Source organism: Celeribacter halophilus (assembly GCF_900114135.1).
GTDB classification, from domain to species: domain Bacteria; phylum Pseudomonadota; class Alphaproteobacteria; order Rhodobacterales; family Rhodobacteraceae; genus Celeribacter; species Celeribacter halophilus.
The window spans coordinates 11,840-30,190 of the sequence record NZ_FORY01000027.1; the positions used below are offsets into that span (position 1 = coordinate 11,840).

At 54.3% G+C, this 18,351-nt stretch carries 18 protein-coding genes; 15 read left to right on the forward strand and 3 right to left on the reverse strand.

What is annotated here, in order from left to right:
• Positions 1–4 precede the first annotated feature (4 nt).
• Both betB and betI read right to left on the reverse strand, forming a co-directional pair.
• Entirely contained in the window at positions 5–1,462 is a 1,458-nt protein-coding gene (gene betB / locus BM152_RS17020; RefSeq protein ID WP_414835856.1) for a betaine-aldehyde dehydrogenase, read from the reverse strand.
• Positions 1,455–2,117 carry a transcriptional regulator BetI gene (gene betI, locus BM152_RS17025; protein WP_074914561.1) on the reverse strand — a complete coding sequence of 221 codons (663 nt, stop codon included), beginning with the start codon at positions 2,115–2,117 and terminating at the stop codon, positions 1,455–1,457. The genes betB and betI overlap by 8 nt, the downstream gene beginning before the upstream one ends.
• Positions 2,118–2,220: 103 nt before the next feature.
• Here betI and BM152_RS17030 point away from each other — a divergent pair, with 103 nt between their 5' ends.
• The 15 genes from BM152_RS17030 to BM152_RS19730 all read left to right on the forward strand — a co-directional run bounded on the left by BM152_RS17030 (position 2,221) and on the right by BM152_RS19730 (position 17,700).
• Complete coding sequence (locus BM152_RS17030) at positions 2,221–3,141, forward strand: choline ABC transporter substrate-binding protein (RefSeq protein ID WP_066606673.1); 921 nt, start codon at positions 2,221–2,223, stop codon at positions 3,139–3,141.
• A gap of 69 nt (positions 3,142–3,210) precedes the next feature.
• Positions 3,211–4,044, forward strand: coding sequence for a choline ABC transporter permease subunit (gene choW / locus BM152_RS17035; protein ID WP_066606676.1), 834 nt, complete (start codon positions 3,211–3,213; stop codon positions 4,042–4,044).
• A complete protein-coding gene (choV, locus tag BM152_RS17040) occupies positions 4,041–5,063 on the forward strand; it encodes a choline ABC transporter ATP-binding protein (protein WP_066606685.1) in 1,023 nt (340 codons plus the stop codon). The genes choW and choV overlap by 4 nt, the downstream gene beginning before the upstream one ends.
• 153 nt (positions 5,064–5,216) lie before the next feature.
• On the forward strand, positions 5,217–6,842 hold the full coding sequence (locus BM152_RS17045; protein WP_231730563.1) for an ABC transporter ATP-binding protein: 1,626 nt from the start codon (positions 5,217–5,219) through the stop codon (positions 6,840–6,842).
• 199 nt (positions 6,843–7,041) lie between these two features.
• Positions 7,042–7,551, forward strand: a complete 510-nt coding sequence (locus tag BM152_RS17050) for a MarR family winged helix-turn-helix transcriptional regulator (RefSeq protein ID WP_066606689.1) — start codon at positions 7,042–7,044, stop codon at positions 7,549–7,551.
• A complete protein-coding gene (locus tag BM152_RS17055; protein WP_066606692.1) occupies positions 7,548–8,252 on the forward strand; it encodes an SDR family NAD(P)-dependent oxidoreductase in 705 nt (234 codons plus the stop codon). The genes BM152_RS17050 and BM152_RS17055 overlap by 4 nt, the downstream gene beginning before the upstream one ends.
• Entirely contained in the window at positions 8,252–9,583 is a 1,332-nt protein-coding gene (locus BM152_RS17060) for an NAD(P)/FAD-dependent oxidoreductase (protein ID WP_066606698.1), read from the forward strand. Before BM152_RS17055 ends, BM152_RS17060 begins: the two co-directional genes overlap by 1 nt.
• 108 nt (positions 9,584–9,691) lie before the next feature.
• Complete coding sequence (locus BM152_RS17065; protein ID WP_066606701.1) at positions 9,692–11,353, forward strand: peptide ABC transporter substrate-binding protein; 1,662 nt, start codon at positions 9,692–9,694, stop codon at positions 11,351–11,353.
• 106 nt (positions 11,354–11,459) lie between these two features.
• Positions 11,460–12,410, forward strand: coding sequence for an ABC transporter permease (locus BM152_RS17070; protein ID WP_066606703.1), 951 nt, complete (start codon positions 11,460–11,462; stop codon positions 12,408–12,410).
• A 13-nt stretch (positions 12,411–12,423) separates the two neighbouring features.
• Positions 12,424–13,299, forward strand: coding sequence for an ABC transporter permease (locus tag BM152_RS17075; protein WP_066606705.1), 876 nt, complete (start codon positions 12,424–12,426; stop codon positions 13,297–13,299).
• 9 nt (positions 13,300–13,308) lie between these two features.
• A complete protein-coding gene (locus BM152_RS17080) occupies positions 13,309–14,631 on the forward strand; it encodes an NAD(P)/FAD-dependent oxidoreductase (RefSeq protein WP_066606707.1) in 1,323 nt (440 codons plus the stop codon).
• A gap of 45 nt (positions 14,632–14,676) precedes the next feature.
• Positions 14,677–16,029, forward strand: coding sequence for an NAD(P)/FAD-dependent oxidoreductase (locus BM152_RS17085; RefSeq protein ID WP_066606709.1), 1,353 nt, complete (start codon positions 14,677–14,679; stop codon positions 16,027–16,029).
• 10 nt (positions 16,030–16,039) lie between these two features.
• Positions 16,040–16,954 carry a 2-hydroxyacid dehydrogenase gene (locus BM152_RS17090; RefSeq protein ID WP_066606711.1) on the forward strand — a complete coding sequence of 305 codons (915 nt, stop codon included), beginning with the start codon at positions 16,040–16,042 and terminating at the stop codon, positions 16,952–16,954.
• Between the two features lie 189 nt (positions 16,955–17,143).
• Positions 17,144–17,452, forward strand: coding sequence for an IS3 family transposase (locus BM152_RS19725; protein ID WP_082715429.1), 309 nt, complete (start codon positions 17,144–17,146; stop codon positions 17,450–17,452).
• A gap of 107 nt (positions 17,453–17,559) precedes the next feature.
• Positions 17,560–17,700 (forward strand): IS3 family transposase, encoded by a 141-nt coding sequence (locus tag BM152_RS19730; protein WP_414835857.1) that lies wholly within the window; start codon positions 17,560–17,562, stop codon positions 17,698–17,700.
• A 100-nt stretch (positions 17,701–17,800) separates the two neighbouring features.
• On the opposite strand, the gene BM152_RS19735 is transcribed toward BM152_RS19730, so the two are convergent.
• Entirely contained in the window at positions 17,801–18,028 is a 228-nt protein-coding gene (locus BM152_RS19735; protein WP_139222531.1) for a hypothetical protein, read from the reverse strand.
• Positions 18,029–18,351: the final 323 nt, after the last annotated feature.

Consider the following 18,351-nt stretch of genomic DNA (forward strand, 5'->3'; position numbering starts at 1 on the left):
TCTCCTAAAAGGCGGCTTCGACCGGTCCCATACCAACGTAGACGGATTTCAGTTCCGAATAATGCTCAATCGCAGCTTTCGCGTTCTCACGGCCTACGCCTGATGCTTTGGTGCCACCGAAAGGCATTTCGATCGGCGTCAGGTTGTAAGTGTTGATCCAGCAGGTGCCTGCCTCAAACGCAGCAACAACGCGGTGTGCGCGCGTGAGATCCGATGTGAATACACCGGCGGCGAGCCCGAACTCTGTGTCATTGGCACGTCTAAGCGCCTCTTCTTCGGTATCAAAGGGCAGGAAGGACATGACGGGGCCAAAAATCTCTTCGCGTGCGATGGACATGTCATCGGTTACATCGCTGAAGATTGTGGGTTCGACATAGAGCCCGCCTTTATGATGAGCTTTGCCGCCAAGGACCAAGGTTGCGCCTTCGTCGATGCCTTTTTGGATGTAGCTGAGGGTGATGTCGAATTGGGCCTGAGAAATCATCGGGCCAAAATTTGTCGCCTCATCCAAAGGATCACCGATGATGGCCTTTTGTGTCCGCTCTTTCACTCTTGCGAGGAATTCTGGCAAGATGCCCTTTTGCACGAAGACCCGTGTGCCGTTGGAGCAGATCTGGCCAGAGGAGTAGAAATTGGCGTTGATCGCAGCGGAAACAGCATCGTCGAGGCTTGCGTCGTCAAAAATGAGGAGGGGAGATTTCCCGCCCAATTCCATGGTGACATGTTTCATCCCTTTTGCCGCGGCGGCGTAAACTTTGCGCCCTGTAGGGACGGAGCCCGTAAGCGACACTTTCGCAACACGCGAGTCGTCGACCAGGGCACCACCCGTCTCACCATATCCTTGGATGACATTGAAAACGCCGTCTGGCAGGCCTGCTTCGGTCAGGATTTCTGCGAGTTTCAGTGCGCTCAATGGCGTCATTTCAGAAGGTTTGAACACAAGAGTGTTGCCGCACGCCAATGCTGGCGCGGCTTTCCAGCAGGCGATCTGGATCGGATAGTTCCATGCGCCTATGCCAACGCAAACTCCCAAAGGCTCACGAATAGTATAGGCGAAATCTTTGCCCAGCTGAATGTGCTCTCCTGTAAGGCCCGCCGCAATCGCACCGAAATACTCAAGGCAATCGGCGCCCGAGGCAGCGTCTGCGACGAGGGTTTCTTGCAAAGGCTTACCGGTGTCGAGGGTTTCGAGAACCGACAGTTCCCGATTGCGCTCTCGAATAATATCTGCGGCTTTGCGCAGGATGCGGCCGCGTTCAGACCCAGTCATGGCGGCCCATGAGGCGCGCGCGGCATCGGCGGCGGTGAGGGCATGATCGACGATGCTATTGGTGGCAGCGTAGAGACTGGCCACGACCTCGCCGGTTGCGGGGTAACGGGTCACAAGCTCTGTGCCTGCGTTATCCTCGACATATTGGCCGTTGATGTAATGGCTCGCTTCGGGCTGTTTGATGTTAGGCATTGTCATTTAACTCTTGAGGTTTGGCGATCGGGTCCATCGGGTTCGGATCTTCGTCTCGGACAGACATGGCGTCATTTGCGTGAAGTTCGGTTTGTTCCGCGCGGGCAGCTCTGAGGATGTGATCGGCGCCTTCTGATCCGTCAGTGGCCTGTGGATCAAGCGCGTAGCGTAGATAAAGTCCGTCGATCAGCCCGCCTATCCGTCGTGCGACATCCGGTGCGCGGGCGCCGCAGGTCGGGCGCAGGGTGTAAACGAGGTTCGAGTGTAGCCGTCTTTGGTAGATGTAGAGTAGACGCCGCGCGTCGGGGGATCTGAGGGCGAGGGCGTAAAAGTTGACCCAAGCGGAAATTGCTTCACGGCGAAAGCTTGTCAGGCCAAAGCTGGCATTGGCGATGGCTTCGAGCCGCTTCTCGGGTGTCGTGGCTCCCTTCATCAAGATGCTCACGTCGCGTCGATAGTTGGTTAAAATCGTACGCATGGCCGCCAAAAATAGCGTGTCTTTATCTTTGAAGTAGTGGAAGGCGAGGCCCGAAGACACGCCCGCGGATTTCGCAATCTGGCCGACAGTGACATTCAAGTTCCCTGTCGCGCCAATCTCTCTGATCGTTGCATCAATGATTTCGCTGCGCCGTTCGGCTTCTGGTTTTCGCGCCACAAAAGAATCCTTAGTCACGGGTTGCTTTTCTTTAGCTATCCATCTTATTAATTGATCAGTCAATCAATAATCATTTCATCATGCTAACCTCTAAGGGGACCCTATGAAACTTATTCTCACCACATCCGCCCTCGCACTTTGTGCCTCTGCAGCCGTTGCAGAGTGTTCACGAGTTACCTTTTCGGATGTAGGCTGGACCGATATTACTGCCACAACGGCTGTTGCCACATCTCTACTTGATGCTTTGGGCTATGAAACCGACATTAAAGTGCTTTCTGTTCCCGTGACTTATGCGTCCATTGCGGAAGGTGATGTCGATGTGTTTCTCGGCAACTGGATGCCAACGATGGAGGCCGATATTGCGCCTTATCGCGAAGCGGGCACGGTCGATACTGTTCGTGCGAACCTTGTAGGGGCCAAATATACCCTCGCGGTGAATAAGGCTGCGATGGAACTAGGTATCAAAGACTTCGCCGATATTGCGAAATTCGAAGACGAGTTGGATGGCGAAATCTACGGTATTGAGCCGGGCAATGATGGCAACCGCCTTATCCAGTCCATGATTGACGCTGACGCATTTGGCCTCGACGATTTCAAGGTCAAAGAGAGCTCCGAACAAGGTATGTTGGCGCAGGTGGCGCGCTATTCGAAGAAAGACGAACCGATCGTCTTTCTCGGTTGGGAGCCGCACCCGATGAACGCGAATATCGAGATGGGGTATTTGACTGGTGGGGACGACTATTTTGGCCCTGACTTTGGTGGCGCATCAGTTTTGACCAACACTCGTGCAGGGTACGTTGAAGAATGCGAGAATGTAGGCACGTTTTTACAAAATCTCGAGTTCTCCTTGCAGCTTGAGAATGAGATTATGAGCGGGATCCTTGATGATGGGGAAAAGCCGCGGGATGCTGCTGAAGCCTGGCTGGCGGCACATTCGGATGCTTGGATGCCGTGGCTTGAGGGCGTGACCACGATTGACGGTGGTGATGCGGTCGAGGCGGTTAATTCGGCGCTTGGGCTGTAACCTTTTATTTTAATTTTAAAATCAGGGCGCTTTTGAGCGCCCTGATTTTGAATGCCCATAGGAAATCTCATGGATTGGATTACCGCATATAAAATTCCCGTCGGAGATGTTGCTGCAGATCTGTTTGGTTGGCTTCAAGATAAAGGCGAAGGAGTGTTCGATGCCATCGCTGTGCTCTTGGAGTGGCTGATTAATGTCTTCCTGTGGTGCCTTCAGACACCATCTCCGTTCATTGTCATCGCGGTTTTTGCGGCGTTGGCGTATCTTTTGCAGCGCAGTTGGAAGACCAGCCTTTTGGTGGCATTGGGGTTTTTATTTATCCTTAATCAGGATTACTGGGAGGAGGCCACCGAAAGCCTCACCCTTGTCATTTCGGCCTGTGTCGTCTGCATGGCGATAGGGGTGCCAATGGGGATTTTTGCATCGCGTCGCCCCGGATTTTACAAGTTTCTCAGCCCGGTTCTCGACCTGATGCAAACGTTGCCAACATTTGTTTACCTCATTCCAGCGATTGTATTTTTCGGCATAGGGATGGTTCCCGGTCTTTTGGCCACCGTGATCTTTGTGGTTCCCGCACCGATCCGGTTGACCCACCTTGGCATAAGCTCCACGCCTCCTGCTCTCATCGAAGCTGTGCAGGCCTTTGGTGGCACCAAAAAGCAGATTTTATGGAAGGCAGAGCTTCCATACGCCCTGCCACAGATCATGACGGGCCTGAACCAGACAATCATGCTTTCATTGTCGATGGTCGTGATTGCTGCGCTTGTGGGAGCGGATGGCCTTGGTGTGCCTGTTGTGCGTGCATTGAACCAGGTGAATACAGCGCTGGGTTTTGAAAGTGGATTTGTCATCGTTGTTCTGGCGATCATGTTGGACCGCGTCTTAAGGATCAAAAGCAAATGAGCAAAGCTGTTATATTCAACGACGTTTCCATTGTGTTCGGGGATGACCCGCAAAGTGCTCTACCGTTGATGGATGCCGGAAAAGATCGCAATTTTATCCAAGGTGAAACGGAACAGGTGCTTGGTGTCCATAATTGCTCTCTGGAGGTTGAAGAGGGAGAGATCCTCGTCCTTATGGGGCTGTCGGGGTCGGGGAAATCCACACTTCTTCGCGCTGTGAACGGACTTAATCCCGTGGTGCGTGGAGAGGTGAAAATTTCCGACGGCGATGACATGGTAACTGTTACTCACGCGTCTGAAAAAGAGTTGCGCGCTTTGCGGCAGTCCCGCGTGGCAATGGTGTTTCAACAGTTCGGTCTTTTGCCTTGGCGTAGTGTGCGCGAAAATGTCGGGCTTGCGCTTGAGCTTGCCGAGGTGCCGAAGGCGAAGCGTGCGGCGCAAGTGGACAAGCAGTTGGCGCTTGTAAATTTGTCGGATTGGGCCGAGAGCAAAGTGTCCGAGCTCTCTGGTGGCATGCAACAACGTGTCGGTCTGGCGCGTGCCTTTGCCTCTGAGGCACCTATTCTTTTGATGGATGAACCGTTCTCTGCGCTTGATCCTCTTATCCGAGCGCATTTGCAGGATGAACTGATTGAACTGCAAAAGACGCTCAAGCGCACAATTGTCTTTGTCAGTCATGACCTTGATGAGGCTTTCAAGCTTGGGGATCGCATCGCTATCCTGGAAGGAGGGCGCATTGTTCAGGTAGGGACACCCAAAGATATTTTTGATGCTCCGGCCAATGAGTATGTTCAGGAATTTGTCGCTCATATGAACCCATTGGGAGTTTTGACTGCCGAGGACGCCGTTGTGCAGGGCAAAGGCGACTTGGCTGTGACTGTTGACGCCGAAATGCCCATCCAAGAGTTGATGCGCGAACTTATGAGAGCAGGCGGTCCTGTTGGAGTGATCAAGGACGGCAAGCTGATCGGACAGGTGACCAAAGACAGTGTGATCAAAGAGCTGGCGCAAAACTGTTGAAATTGCCTGTTTTTGCGGCGAATTCCAGTAGGGGGTGCAAGATGGTGATGAAATTTACGCTTCGCAGCCCCTTTTTTGTGCGCTGGACTTTCATGTTCTAAGCATTTCGTTTTTTCTGATCGGGTATAATAATTATAAACGATGAGAAAACTGATGACTGATACCAATTCGGGGGGCGCCCCCGTTCTTTCTGTGCGCGACCTGTCCATCACTTTGCCCGGAAAACATGATCGCCGCCATGCGGTGAAAAATATCAATTTTGATCTGATGTCTGGGGAAATCCTTTGCATTATCGGTGAATCCGGCTCCGGTAAGTCCGTTACCGCGAATACGGTCATGGGGCTTTTGCCCGAAGTCATGACCGTTGAACGCGGTTCGATAGATTTCAAAGGCCGCGCTTTGCTTGATTTGCCGGAAGCGGAGTTGCGCAAATTGCGTGGCCGTTCCGTATCGATCATTTTTCAGGACCCGCTGTCTGCGTTGAATCCTTTAATGACCGTCGGAGACCAGATACGCGAAGTGCTGGATACGCATGGGATAGGCACAAAGGGTAGTCGCGCCGAGAAGGTGGTTGAGATGCTTACAGAGGTCGGCCTGCCTGATCCGGTGTTGATCCAGCATCAATATCCGTTTCGCTTGTCAGGCGGCCAGCGTCAGCGTGTCATGATTGCTATGGCACTGGCGCTTGATCCTGATATCTTGATCGCGGACGAACCGACCACCGCGCTTGATGTGACGACACAGGCACAAATCCTTGACCTGATTGCCCGTATTCAAAAGCGTAAAGGCATGAGCGTGATGTTTATCACCCATGATTTCGGCGTTGTCGCCGAGATTGCAGATCGGGTGATCGTCATGGAAAAAGGTGAGTTGGTGGAGCAGGGGGATGCGCAATCCGTGCTGAACAAGCCTCAGCATCCCTACACGCAGAAACTCATCGCAGCGGTGCCGAAAATGCGGGAGCAGGACCGTGCCCGTGCAGAAAGCCGCCCCATAGCTTTGGAAGTGCGCAATTTGCACAAGACCTACCGCACACGCAGCGGATTTTTGGGCCGGATGCGTGAAGTTAAGGCGGTTGATGACATCAGTTTTACCCTGCATCAGGGCGAGACCATCGGTATCGTCGGTGAGTCCGGTTCGGGCAAGTCGTCGATGGGGAAAGTGCTGATGAAACTGATTTCTGCTGACAGTGGTGAGATCCGGTTTCAGGGCGAGAATACATTAACAATGTCAGAGGAAAACTTCCGTCATTTGCGCCCGCGTATCCAGATGATTTTTCAAGACCCTTATGCTTCTCTCAATCCACGTTTCACGATTGGTCAGGCGCTTACGGTCGGGCCGATTGCCCATAGTCTTATGACTCATAGTGACGCGCGCAAGAAAGCCGAGGATATTCTCGAACTGGTGGGGTTGGACGCGTCGGCTTTTGATCGCTACCCGCATGAATTTTCCGGTGGGCAAAGGCAAAGGGTCGGGATCGCGCGCGCACTTATGTTTGACCCCGAGGTGATTGTCGCGGATGAGGCTGTTTCTGCTTTGGATGTGTCTATTCAAGCGCAGGTCTTGGAATTGCTGGATAAAATCCGGCGAGAACGAAAGCTGGCGATGGTGTTCATCACCCATGACTTGAGGGTTGCCAGCCAGATTAGTGACGAAATCATTGTGATGCATCGGGGCAAGATGGTGGAAAACGGCCCTCCGAGTCAGATTTTCCATAGTCCGGAGCATGAGTATACGCGCTCTCTTGTGGCTGCGATTCCGGGTGGTCAAGCCGCCTGAATTCCGGACGATATGATCAGATTTTGAGAGGAGTGACCGTTAGGTCGCTCCTCTTTTTTGATGTTTGGCGTCGATGCTTGCTTAAAAAAGCGGCGATAGTTGTGTTTCACAATTAAATAGTTGTGAAACACAACTGAATCGTTGCGTGGTCAGCGTTTGACGGGAAGCATGAAGAAAAGATGACAAAGAAGACGCGCATATGACAAAAGCCCCCTCCGATCAGGATGTTCTGGATATTGATGCGCCGATCACAATCGGTGGCCTGCACGTTGATGTGCTGGATGGTGCCTTCAGCTGGTATATCCGGTCTCTGGACTCTGCTGTGTCTCGGGATCTGGATGAGCGGATGGCGCATCTTGATGTGGCCAAAGGTAAGGGCAAGATCACGGCTTTACTCTTGGTCGATGACTATCCGGGGGTAAGGCCATCACAGATTGCCGAAGTGCTCATGAGAGACCGTCCAGCAACGGGACGGATCATTGATGCGCTTGTGAAGGCGGGGGACATCCGGCGTGAAACCGATGCCGAAGACCAGCGGGCGCAGGCTCTTTTCATCACTGAGCGAGGTCATGCTGTCGCGGAAGAAGTGCGACAGATCATTCGAGCGCAGGAAGAAGAATTTTTCGATTTCATCGCGCCGGATGACCGACGGGAATTTATGCGCATGCTCAAGCGCGCCTATCTGAATATGAGAAAGAAACGCCTATGACACAGTCTCAAGTAGCCCTTATTTCCGGTGCAAGCCGTGGCATCGGTGCCGCCACAGCAAAAACGCTTTTTGATGCCGGGTGGCGAGTGTCTTTGGGAATGCGAACGCCGGTCATGCCGGACTGGGCAGAAACTGCGCCTGAGCGGGTGCATCTGTTCGCCTATGATGCGACCGAGGTTACAAGCCCTGTGCAGTGGGCTGACGCTGTCATGAAAGCATGGGGGCGGATTGATGCTGTGGTTGCCAATGCAGGGATCACGATCACCAAAACCCCGATCGACATCACCAACGAGGAAATGGCACAGCTTTTGGAAGTGAATGTGCAAGGGCCGCGCCGTTTTGCGGCGGCGTGTTGGGATGCGTTGGCACAATCGGGCAGGGGACGTGTGATTATCTTGGGCTCTTTGTCTGGCAAGCGCGTGAAGTCCACGCAATCCAGTTCCTATTCGATTTCAAAATTTGCAGCGGTCGGTCTGGCCCATGCGTTGCGTCATACGGGATTTGATCAAGGTATTCGTGCAACGGCTGTATGCCCCGGCTTTGTGGCGACAGATATGGCTATGGGGCTAACGGATCGGTCCGGTGAGGCCATGACCCAGCCTGAAGACCTCGCGCGCGTCATTCGGATGCTGATTGAGTTGCCCAATGAGGCGAGCGTTGCCGAATTTTGCGTGAATTGTCAGCTTGAGGAGAGTTTCTGATGCCCGGTCCTTTCGTGACGCCTGTCCACGGCGATCTGGAATTGCCGAAGAAAGTTGATGTCGTCGTAATCGGTGGCGGCATTATCGGATGTTCGACTGCGCTGGAACTGGCGGATCAGGGGCTTTCTGTTGCGCTTTGTGAAAAGGGCGGGATCGGACACGAACAATCCAGCCGCAATTGGGGTTGGGTGCGTATCACACGGCGCGATCCGCGCGAAATCCCCTTGATGGCCGAAGCCTTGCGCATATGGCCGACACTGGCGGAGCGCACGGGGCGTGATCTGGGCTATAAACGCGCGGGCATCGCCTTTGCGTGTGCCACGCCGAAAGAATACTCTGAACACGAACGTTGGCTTGATCATCTCAAGGATTATCAAATCGACAGCAAAATGCTCTTGGCCAAAGAATTCGCGGCTATGACGCCGGGGATGAAAATGCCTGTCGAGGGCGCGCTTTATACCTCTGCGGATGGACGGGCGGAGCCGCAAAAGGCCGCTCCCGCCATTGCCGAAGCCGCGCGGGATCGTGGCGCGCATATCCTGACCGAATGTGCTGTGCGCGGGATTGAGACCAAGGCTGGGGCCGTCAGTGGCGTGGTTACAGAACGTGGCGAGATTGCCTGCGAACAGGTGGTGCTCGCAGGTGGCGCATGGTCGAGTCTCTTTGCACGCAATACAGGCCTGCGCTTGCCGCAGCTCAAGGTCAAGAACTCGGTCATCCGCACCAAGCCGCTTGAAGGTGGGCCGGAACATGCGATCTGGTCCGATGGGTTCTCCATCCGTAAACGTCAGGATGGAGGCTACACGATTGCCGACGGGTTCCGGAATGTCGTTGATATCGTACCTGACAGCTTTCGATACATGCGCGAATTCCTCCCTGCTCTCGGGGCGGAATGGAAGGCGCTTATGCTGCGTTTTGGCGGAAGGTTTTATGACGAAGCACGGATTCCGAATTCCTGGTCGCTCGATGAAGCCAGCCCGTTTGAGTATAATCGCGTGTTGGACCCCAAGCCGTCTTTCTCTCTGCAAGACAAGGCTTTGGCCAATCTTCGTAAGGCATTCCCCGTCTTCGAGAAAGCCGAGATTGCACAGCGTTGGGCAGGGGCCATTGATGTCACGCCAGACGCGGTTCCGGTGATCTCCGCTATCGAGGATGTCCCCGGTTTCTATATTGCCACAGGGTTCTCCGGCCACGGCTTCGGGATTGGTCCGGCTGCCGGACGTCTGGCCTCTGACTTGGTGCGCGGCGTTACGCCGTTGGTTGATCCGACACCATTCCGGTTTTCGAGGTTTTCCGATGGCACGAAGATCAAAATAATCAGCGGATTTTAAACGTTGAACTCTGCGGTGCCGAGCTTCGGCATCGCTCTTGAGAGACTTCGTGTAAGGCGCTGGCACGGGTCTCGTTTCTCTCCAAAGCGCAACAACAGGGAAATTAAAATGACTGACGAGAAGAAAAAAACTGCACATCTCAATCGCCGTCAGGCTTTGATGATGATGGGCGCGGCGGGTGCGGGTCTCATGGCCCCGCTGACCATCGGTCGCGATCGTGCTTTTGCTGCCAATGCCGACGCAAGCGGTCAGATTGTGCTGGCTTTTTCCCAAGAGCCCACAGTGTTCAACCCTTTGATGCCTCATATCGAAGTGGATGAAGGCCTTTATTATGCCGTCTATGATCCGCTTTTTGACTTCGATGCCGAGGGTGGTTTTTTCCCGATCCTTGCTGCCGAAGTGCCTACCGTGGCCAATGGCGGTATTTCCGCAGATGGGCTGTCCTGGCGTGTGAAATTGAAAGAGGGTGTCACATGGCATGATGGCACACCGTTTACTGCCAATGATGTGAAGTTCTCTCTTGAATTGACGATGGACCCAGATTTCCGGTCTTTCCGGTCTACGGGATACAAGTTTATTCAAGATATTACAGTGGTCTCCGACACAGAGCTAACATGGACGATGAGCGAGCCTTTTGCGCCTATGGCTGCTATTCTGGCGTCAACTTATATAGTGCCGAAACATGTATTTGATGGTGTTGCGGACAAGAACTCTACAATCCTGAACACAGCGCCTATCGGCACAGGGCCGTTCAAGTTCAAAAACCGCATGGCAGGCGATCATATCGAGCTTGAGGCAAATGCGGACTACCACATGGACGGGCCGTTCCTGAAAACACTCATCATCAAATATGTCCCTGACCTCAATGTGATGTACACACAGTTCAAATCCGGCGACATTGATGTGATCGGATTGCAGTATATTCAGCCGGACAATTTGGCTGAAGCCGAGAAACTGCCGGGCAAAGTTGTAGAAGTGGCTGGCAAGGCGACCTTTGAATCCCTTGGCTTTAACATGATGCGTCCCCAATTTAAGGAAAAAGCCGTGCGTCAGGCGCTTTATATGGCGCTGGATAAGACCTCCATCATTGACGCGCTCTATTATGGTGTGCCGACGCCCACCGAAACTTACATGCCTCAACAGTCCTACTACTTTAATGAAAATCTGCCGAAGCATGAATTCAACATCGAAAAAGCCAATGCGCTTTTGGATGAGGCTGGCTGGGTAAAGGGCGCTGATGGTGTTCGTGAAAAAGACGGTGTGCGTCTGTCCTTTTCCAACTCGACCACAGCAGGTAACCACTTGCGCGAACAGGCCCAGCAGTTCATTCAGCAAACCTTTGCCATGGTCGGCGCAGAGATGACGATCAAGAACCTGCCGCCTGCTGTCATGTGGGGCGATTACTGGATGAATTCCGAGTTCGACTCTGTGGTTGTCGGTCTCAATACGCTCGCCGGTGCAGATCCGGATACATCGGATTATTTCATGTCTACAATGTCGCCTGCTTTGGGTGGTTCCGGTCAGAATACCTTTGTCTATCAAAACCCGAAGGTGGACGAGCTGTTGGTGGCGGGCGCACAGGATTTTGTGCCTGAAGAGCGCAAGGCCATCTACGAAGAGATCCAGGCTGTGATCCGTGAGGATTTGCCCTTCCTGCCAATGTTCCAATACGCAGTGATCAAAGGCTGGAAAGATGATGTCGAGGGGCCGGCCCCGAACATCAACAACCGTATTGATACATGGAACGTGCGCGAGTGGACACGTAGTTAAGGCGTATTCCTCGACTTTTTGACGCGCGGCGGTGTCGCGCGTCAGGGGCGACTGTTCCCTTGCGGTCGCCCCACCCAAAATACGACGCACACAGAGGACGTTCACCATGCTTCGCTATATTCTGTCTCGGCTCGGCCAGAGCCTTATCCTGTTGTTGATCGTGTCCTTTATCGGTTTCGCAGTTCTGACACTCGCGCCCGGCGGGCCTTTGTCGCAATTTGCGCTTAGTCCGGGGATGACACAGGAACAAATCGACAAGATCGCAGCTCAGATGGGATTGGATCGTCCGGTCTGGATACAGTATTTCGACTGGCTCAGACATTTGGTTGTCGGGGATTGGGGGACATCCTATCGTGACGGGCAGTCGGTTCTGCATGTGATCGGCAGCCATCTGTTTGCGACGCTTCTTCTTATGGGCACTGCGACAGTGATCTCAGTGACTCTGGGCAGCAGTATTGGCATCTATAGCGCTCTCAAGCGTGGTGGCACGTTCGACTACGCCATGACGGTGTTCGCTATGGTGGCCCTCTCCATTCCGACTTTCTGGTTCGGTCTGATCGCCATCTATGTCTTTTCTCTGAATCTCGGCTGGTTGCCTGCGGGGAACATGTACACCGTGGGGGATGGCTCTCTGATCGACTATCTTCGTCACCTGATCATGCCTGCAATGGTTCTGGCTCTTGTCGATGTGGCGATCTGGAGCCGTTATATGCGCACCTCGACGCTCAACGTGGTCAAACAGGATTTCGTGCGCACCGCCAAGGCGAAGGGGCTGACACGTCGCCGTGTCCTGCTCAAACATATTGTCGGCAATTCGTTGGTCCCGATGATCACCCTGGCTGGCCTACAGTTGCCTATGGTTCTGGGAGGGGCACTGGTCACGGAAACCGTGTTCACATGGCCCGGTATGGGGCGGCTGTTTCTGGATAGCCTCGGATACTCTGATTACCCCGTGGTGATGGGGCTTTTGATGGCCTCCGCCATGCTCGTCCTGATCGGCAATCTCCTTGCTGATCTCACCGTTGCGCTCATCGATCCGCGCATTCGCCTTGATTGAAGGACATATTGCCATGACAACTCTTGCGACAAATACCAAGCAGCCCTTCATCAAATCCCGCGCCCTGCGCCGGTTTCTCAGTCATCGGCTCGCCCTGATCGGTCTGGTCATGGTGCTGAGCCTTACAGCAGCCTGTTTTATTGGTCCGTATCTCTTGCCTTACGACGAGCTTCACATCGATTTGCTGGCGCGGTTTGCCCCGCCGGGGACGGGCGGGCATATCTTTGGCACGGATCCCTTGGGGCGTGACATCGCGGCACGACTGTTTCATGCGGGCCAAATCTCTATGGCAGTGGGTTTTGCCGTGATGGTAATTGCGACCTGTATCGGTTCCGTTGTCGGTGTGGTCTCCGGATATTACGGGGGCAAGGTTTCTGCGGTTTTGATGCGGATTGTTGATGCGTTCCTGTCATTTCCATCTGTTTTCCTGCTCTTGGCCCTTGCCGCCTTTATCCAACCTGGCCCGGTGATGATTGCCCTGATCATCTCTGCAACAAGCTGGATGGAAGTGGCACGCATTGTCGAGGCGGAGGTCAAGTCTCTGCGCAATCAGGATTTCGTTCAGGCGGCGCATATGTTGGGCATGTCTAACCGCTGGATCATGTTCCGTGAGCTTTTGCCGAATGCCATTGGTCCGATCATTGTCGCAGCCACTCTTACTGTAGCTCGCGCCATCCTGTTGGAGGCATATATCTCCTTTCTTGGCTACGGCATCCAGCCGCCCTTGCCGAGCTGGGGCAATATGCTCAATGGCGCGCAGCAATATCTGGCCTCTGCACCTTGGCTGGCGATCGTGCCGGGCGTGACAATCACCATCGCGGTGGCTGGGTTCAACTTTATCGGTGACGGTTTGCGCGATGCGTTCGACAGCCGCAGCGACCATCAGTGAGGATAGGTCATGCCGAAATTCTCCGAATTCAAAGACACGCTTTGGTATGCCACAGCGCCTGATGCGCCAGACACAGTGCCACTTGAGGGCGAGGTCAAAGCGGATGTGTGCGTTGTGGGGGCGGGCTATTCCGGCCTGACCACGGCGCTGGAGCTGGCACGTCAAGGTGTCTCGGTGGTTGTGCTGGAGCGCGAGGAAATCGGTTTTGGCGGTTCCGGTCGTAATGCAGGGCATTGTACGCCGACATTTACCCACTTCAGCTTGCCGGAACTGCGCAAGCATCTGGGCGAACCTTGGGCAGAGCGCTTGATCCGACGGCAGACCCGCGCCAATGACAAGGTGAGCGAAATGATCTCGCGCTATGACATTGAGTGCGAATGGGAACAAAATGGCTATGTCCAAGGCGCTCTGTTTCCGTCGCACCTGAAAACCCTGCGCAGGAATATGGAGAACTACAATGCGGTGGGCGCGCGCACACGGATGCTGGACCGTGATGAAGTGCATGCAGTTACAGGGTCTTCACGGTTCTACGGCGGGTGGTTTCACGAAGAGGCGGGCGGCCTGAATGCCCTTGGCTATGCCCGAGGTCTCGGACGGGCCGTGCTGGAAGAGGGAGGTCGGATCTTCACAGGCACCACAGTGACAGGATGTGACCGTGAGGGACAGGCGTGGGTGGTCAAGAGCCAGCGCGGCTCCGTGCGGGCCGAGAAAGTGATCTATACGACAGGAGCCTATACGGTTGCCGGCTGGCCAAAACTTGATCAGACCTTTCGGATCATGCGCGTCTTTGTCGCCGCGACACAGCCCCTCTCGCCAGCCTCGCAAGCTGTTGTCCTGCCTAAGCGGACAACCATTCAGGACGGACGCGGCGATATTTATGTTTACAAATACAATAGCGAAAACCGTATTGTTGCCTCCATGTTCCCGATGGGCGCGCGTGGACGGGATCCGGCACTCACACGCAAAATCCTGTCCGAACGTCTGAAATGGCTCCACCCTGATTTGCGCGAGGAACCGCGTTGGGATTTCTTCTGGTATGGCGAGTTGGACATGCAACGCCGCACAGTCCCACGCCTGTATGGTCTTGCACCCGGTGTGGTGGCCATGACCGGCCTGTCGGGGCGCGGCGTTCCCACAGGGTCTATGATCGGAGGAATCCTGTCGGATTGGGCCTTGGGCGTGTCGGAACAGGATCTTGATCTCAAACTTGAACCTTTGAGCCGACAACCGGTTTATATGAACCTCGCCCCGAAAATCGCGCTGCGCACCTACCGCCTGCGCGACAATATCCGTGCGAAGAGACAGCGGGCGGATCTTCCCCCTTATGCGTAACGGTGCAGCAGGAGCAGACCTTGCACCATCAACAGGAGAACCAACATGCCAGGACCGAAACTTGATCCGGTCGAGAGCAACACAGAGCTTCCGAAACACGTGGATGTCGTCATCGTCGGTGGCGGGGTTGCAGGGGTTTGCACTGCGCTTGAGCTCGTAGAGCGGGGGAAGACCGTCGCCATTTGCGAAAAGGGCCAGATCGGCGCGGAGCAATCCAGCCGCAACTGGGGCTGGGTGCGTTTGACACACCGTGATCCTCGGGAAATGCCTCTGATGGTCGAATCTGTCCGGCTCTGGAAGGATATTGACCGGCGGACCGGTCAACAGACCGGCTACAGTCAATGTGGTGTGACTTATACGGTTGCGTCGGAGGCGGCTCTTGAAGCTGAGCGTCACGCCGCGGATGCGCTGCAATCCTATCAGATTCCGGCGCGGATACTGAGCCGTGAGGAGGCGATGGAGTCGTTTCCGGGGTTGTCGCTGGATATCAAAGGCGCACTTTATAATCCTCATGACGGGCGTGCCGAGCCGCAAAAGGCGGCACCAGCTATTGCGCGGGCGGTTCAGAATATGGGGGGCAGCGTGCATCAAAACTGCGCGGTGCGCACTGTGGAAACCAAAGGCGGTAAAGTCAGCGCAGTGGTGACGGAGCGGGGCACGATTTCTTGTGAGGCTGTGCTGGTTGCTGGTGGGGTATGGTCTCGTTTGTTTTTGGGAAATCTCGGCATTGACCTTCCGCAATTGCGCACCAAGGGCAATGTCCTGCGCACGGAACCTGTTCCTGACGGTCCCGAAGGCACGGTGAAGCATCCCGAGTTTGCGATGCGCAAACGCGAGGATGGCGGATATACCATCGCTTCAGCCACACCAAGTCGCTATCAACTGACCCCAGACAGTTTCCGGCTTTTTGCCAAATTCCTGCCGACACTCAAAAACGAATGGCGTAGCGTGAGCCTTGGTCTCGGTTCGGCCTTTTTCGAAGCGCTGCGCACACCGCGCCATTGGAAGGCGACCGATGTGACCCCGTTCGAAAAAACGCGGGTGCTGGATCCCGAGCCGGATACGGCATTGATCGATAAGGCATTTGACGTGGTTAAATCGTCTTATGCGCCGTTCAAAGACGCCAAAATTGCGCAGAGATGGGCCGGATATATGGATGTCATGCCGGACGTTGTGCCTGTGATTTCGCCAACTGAAGGTGTGAAAAACGGTGTTCCGGGGTTGTATGTCTGCTCCGGTTTCTCGGGTCACGGGTTCGGCTTGGGAACAGGAGCGGGACGTCTTGCCGCCGATCTGATTACGGGGCAGGGGCCATGTGTCGATCCATCGCCCTTCCGACTGCATCGCTTTTCTGATGGGGCAAAGATCGCCCCTATGGAGAATATAATTCAGAGATGAAAGGCCCAACATGGCACTTTTGCTAAATGTGACTGACCCTGACCGGATTTCGGCCTTTGAAGCAATGTTCCGCGATTTTCCGATCCGGTTGGTGCGCTCGGACGAAAGCTATGATCCTGACGATATTCGCTATGTTTTCACATGGCAGCCGTTGGAGGACTGGTCGGCGTTTTTCGATCTTGAAATCGTGTTTTCCGTATCGGCGGGAGTGGATCAGTTTGTTGATCTCCCCGATCACATCACACTGATTAAAATGGTGGACCCCAACAATACGCAGCGCGTGGTGGATTATGTGCTTGCGGCTTGCCTCGCTATCACGCGGGGCTTTCCAGTCTATTCAGAGCAGCAGAGGCACAAGCTATGGGAACCTCAACCTATTGCTTCCTTCGCGCAGACGCATGTCGCCATCCTTGGCTTGGGAGAAATCGGAACGCGGACGGCATCGGCGCTTAAGTCTTTGGGCTTTCGCGTGAGTGGTTGGTCGCGTCGTGAGCGGGATTTAGAGGGTATAACCTGTGTAAGTGGCGAAGACGGGGTTTTAAGCCTCTTGGGGTCGGCGGACATAGTGGTTTGCCTTTTGCCTCTTACATCTGAGACCCGTGGCCTCATGTCGGCATCGTTTTTCGCGCAGATGAAACATGGCGCGGGTTTGGTCCATGCCGGGCGTGGAGCGCAATGTGTGTTTGACGATCTCGGTGCGGCCCTTAAGTCCGGTCAGGTTGGCGCAGCGGTTCTGGATGTCTTCGATACGGAACCTCTGCCGGAAGCCAGTGCTGTCTGGGATTTTCCGAATTGCCTGATTACGCCTCACGTCGCGGGACGAACAGATGCCGAAACGGCGGCTCGCAATGTTGCGGAGAACCTGACGCGACACCTCGAAGGCAAAGACCTCTTGTGGCAAGTGGATCGGAAGAAGGGGTACTGATTTTATTTGTGCGAGGGTTAGCTGCCTTCATGAGGATTTTGTCAAGGGAAGCGTATATCAAATCCCAAAGTGTAGCAGCACTTGTGTCGTTTTGTGGTACTAATGTTTACGGCCTGCTGGAGCAGAGGTGGTCGCGTAAAATCGGACCATTGTTTAAGGTGGGTCGCATAACGAACGAGACGATCCATAATGAGCAAAAGAAAGAACTATTCACCTGACTTCAAGGCGAAGGTTGCACTAGAGGCGATCCGCGAAGAGATGACGCTTGCGGAGTTGTCGAAGAAATACGGTGTTCACCCAAACATGATCAGCACATGGAAGCGTGCTGCGATTGCCAACGTGGCCAGCGCTTTTGAACGTGGGAAGTCTGATGCCGCTCGCATCTCGGAAGCCGAGATAGAGAAGCTTCATTCGAAAATTGGTCAGCTGGTGGTAGAGCGGGATTTTTTAGCCAGTGCCTCGCATCAATTGCTCGGAACGCGAGGCAAAAAATGGTGAGCGCCGAACACTCCCTCAGCCAGAGACGGCAATGCGCGTTGCTGCGATTGAGCCGATCCAGTCTCTATTATCAGCCTGTTGGCGAAAGCGCCGAGAGCTTGATGCTTATGAAGATCATCGACAAGCAGTTTTTGGAGACGCCGTGGTACGGATCGCGGCAAATGGCACGGCATATGCAAAGGCAGGGCCATAAATGTGGTCGTCACAGAGTGCGCCCCGTTCGTCGGGAAATCAGTCCCCCCGACTGATTTCTATGCTTCCTTACTGCGAAAGATGCGCCTGACACCGATATATCAAACTCCGAATACTTCGAAGAAGCATCCTCAGCACAAGGTTTGGCCCTATCTGTTAAAAGGTCTGGCGATTACCCGGCCCAATCAGGTTTGGTGCGTCGACATCAGCTACATCCCGATGCGGCGGGGTTTTCTGTATTTGGTTGCCATCATGGATTAGTTCAGCCGAAAGGTTCTGGCTTGGCGGCTCTCGAACAGCATGGAAGCGGGCTTTTGCGTTGAAGCCCTTCAAGACACCATCGCCAGATATGGCAAACCTGAGATAATGAATAGTGATAGTCATATGATAGGAACCAGTTCTCGGATGGTTTAACTCAAACACTGATCGACCATTCGATGGGGTGGTGCCGCATGGCTTTCCGGCTTGGTTTGACCCAAATAGTGACCGACCTGACACGTGTCTTTCCCTGGACCTGTCGATCATCCGGGAACGCCTTGCGGCGAGCTTGTCTAAGAGATGCTGCCGTGACCCGAGAAGGGCCTGACCATCCGGTCTCATGACTGTCCTGTCCCTGCATTCTTCGAGGCGAGGCTCGTTAACTTGCCGCAGGAAAGGATCGTCAAATGGCTAAAAAACCAGACACAGCTCACGTCGTCGGAGGCGTC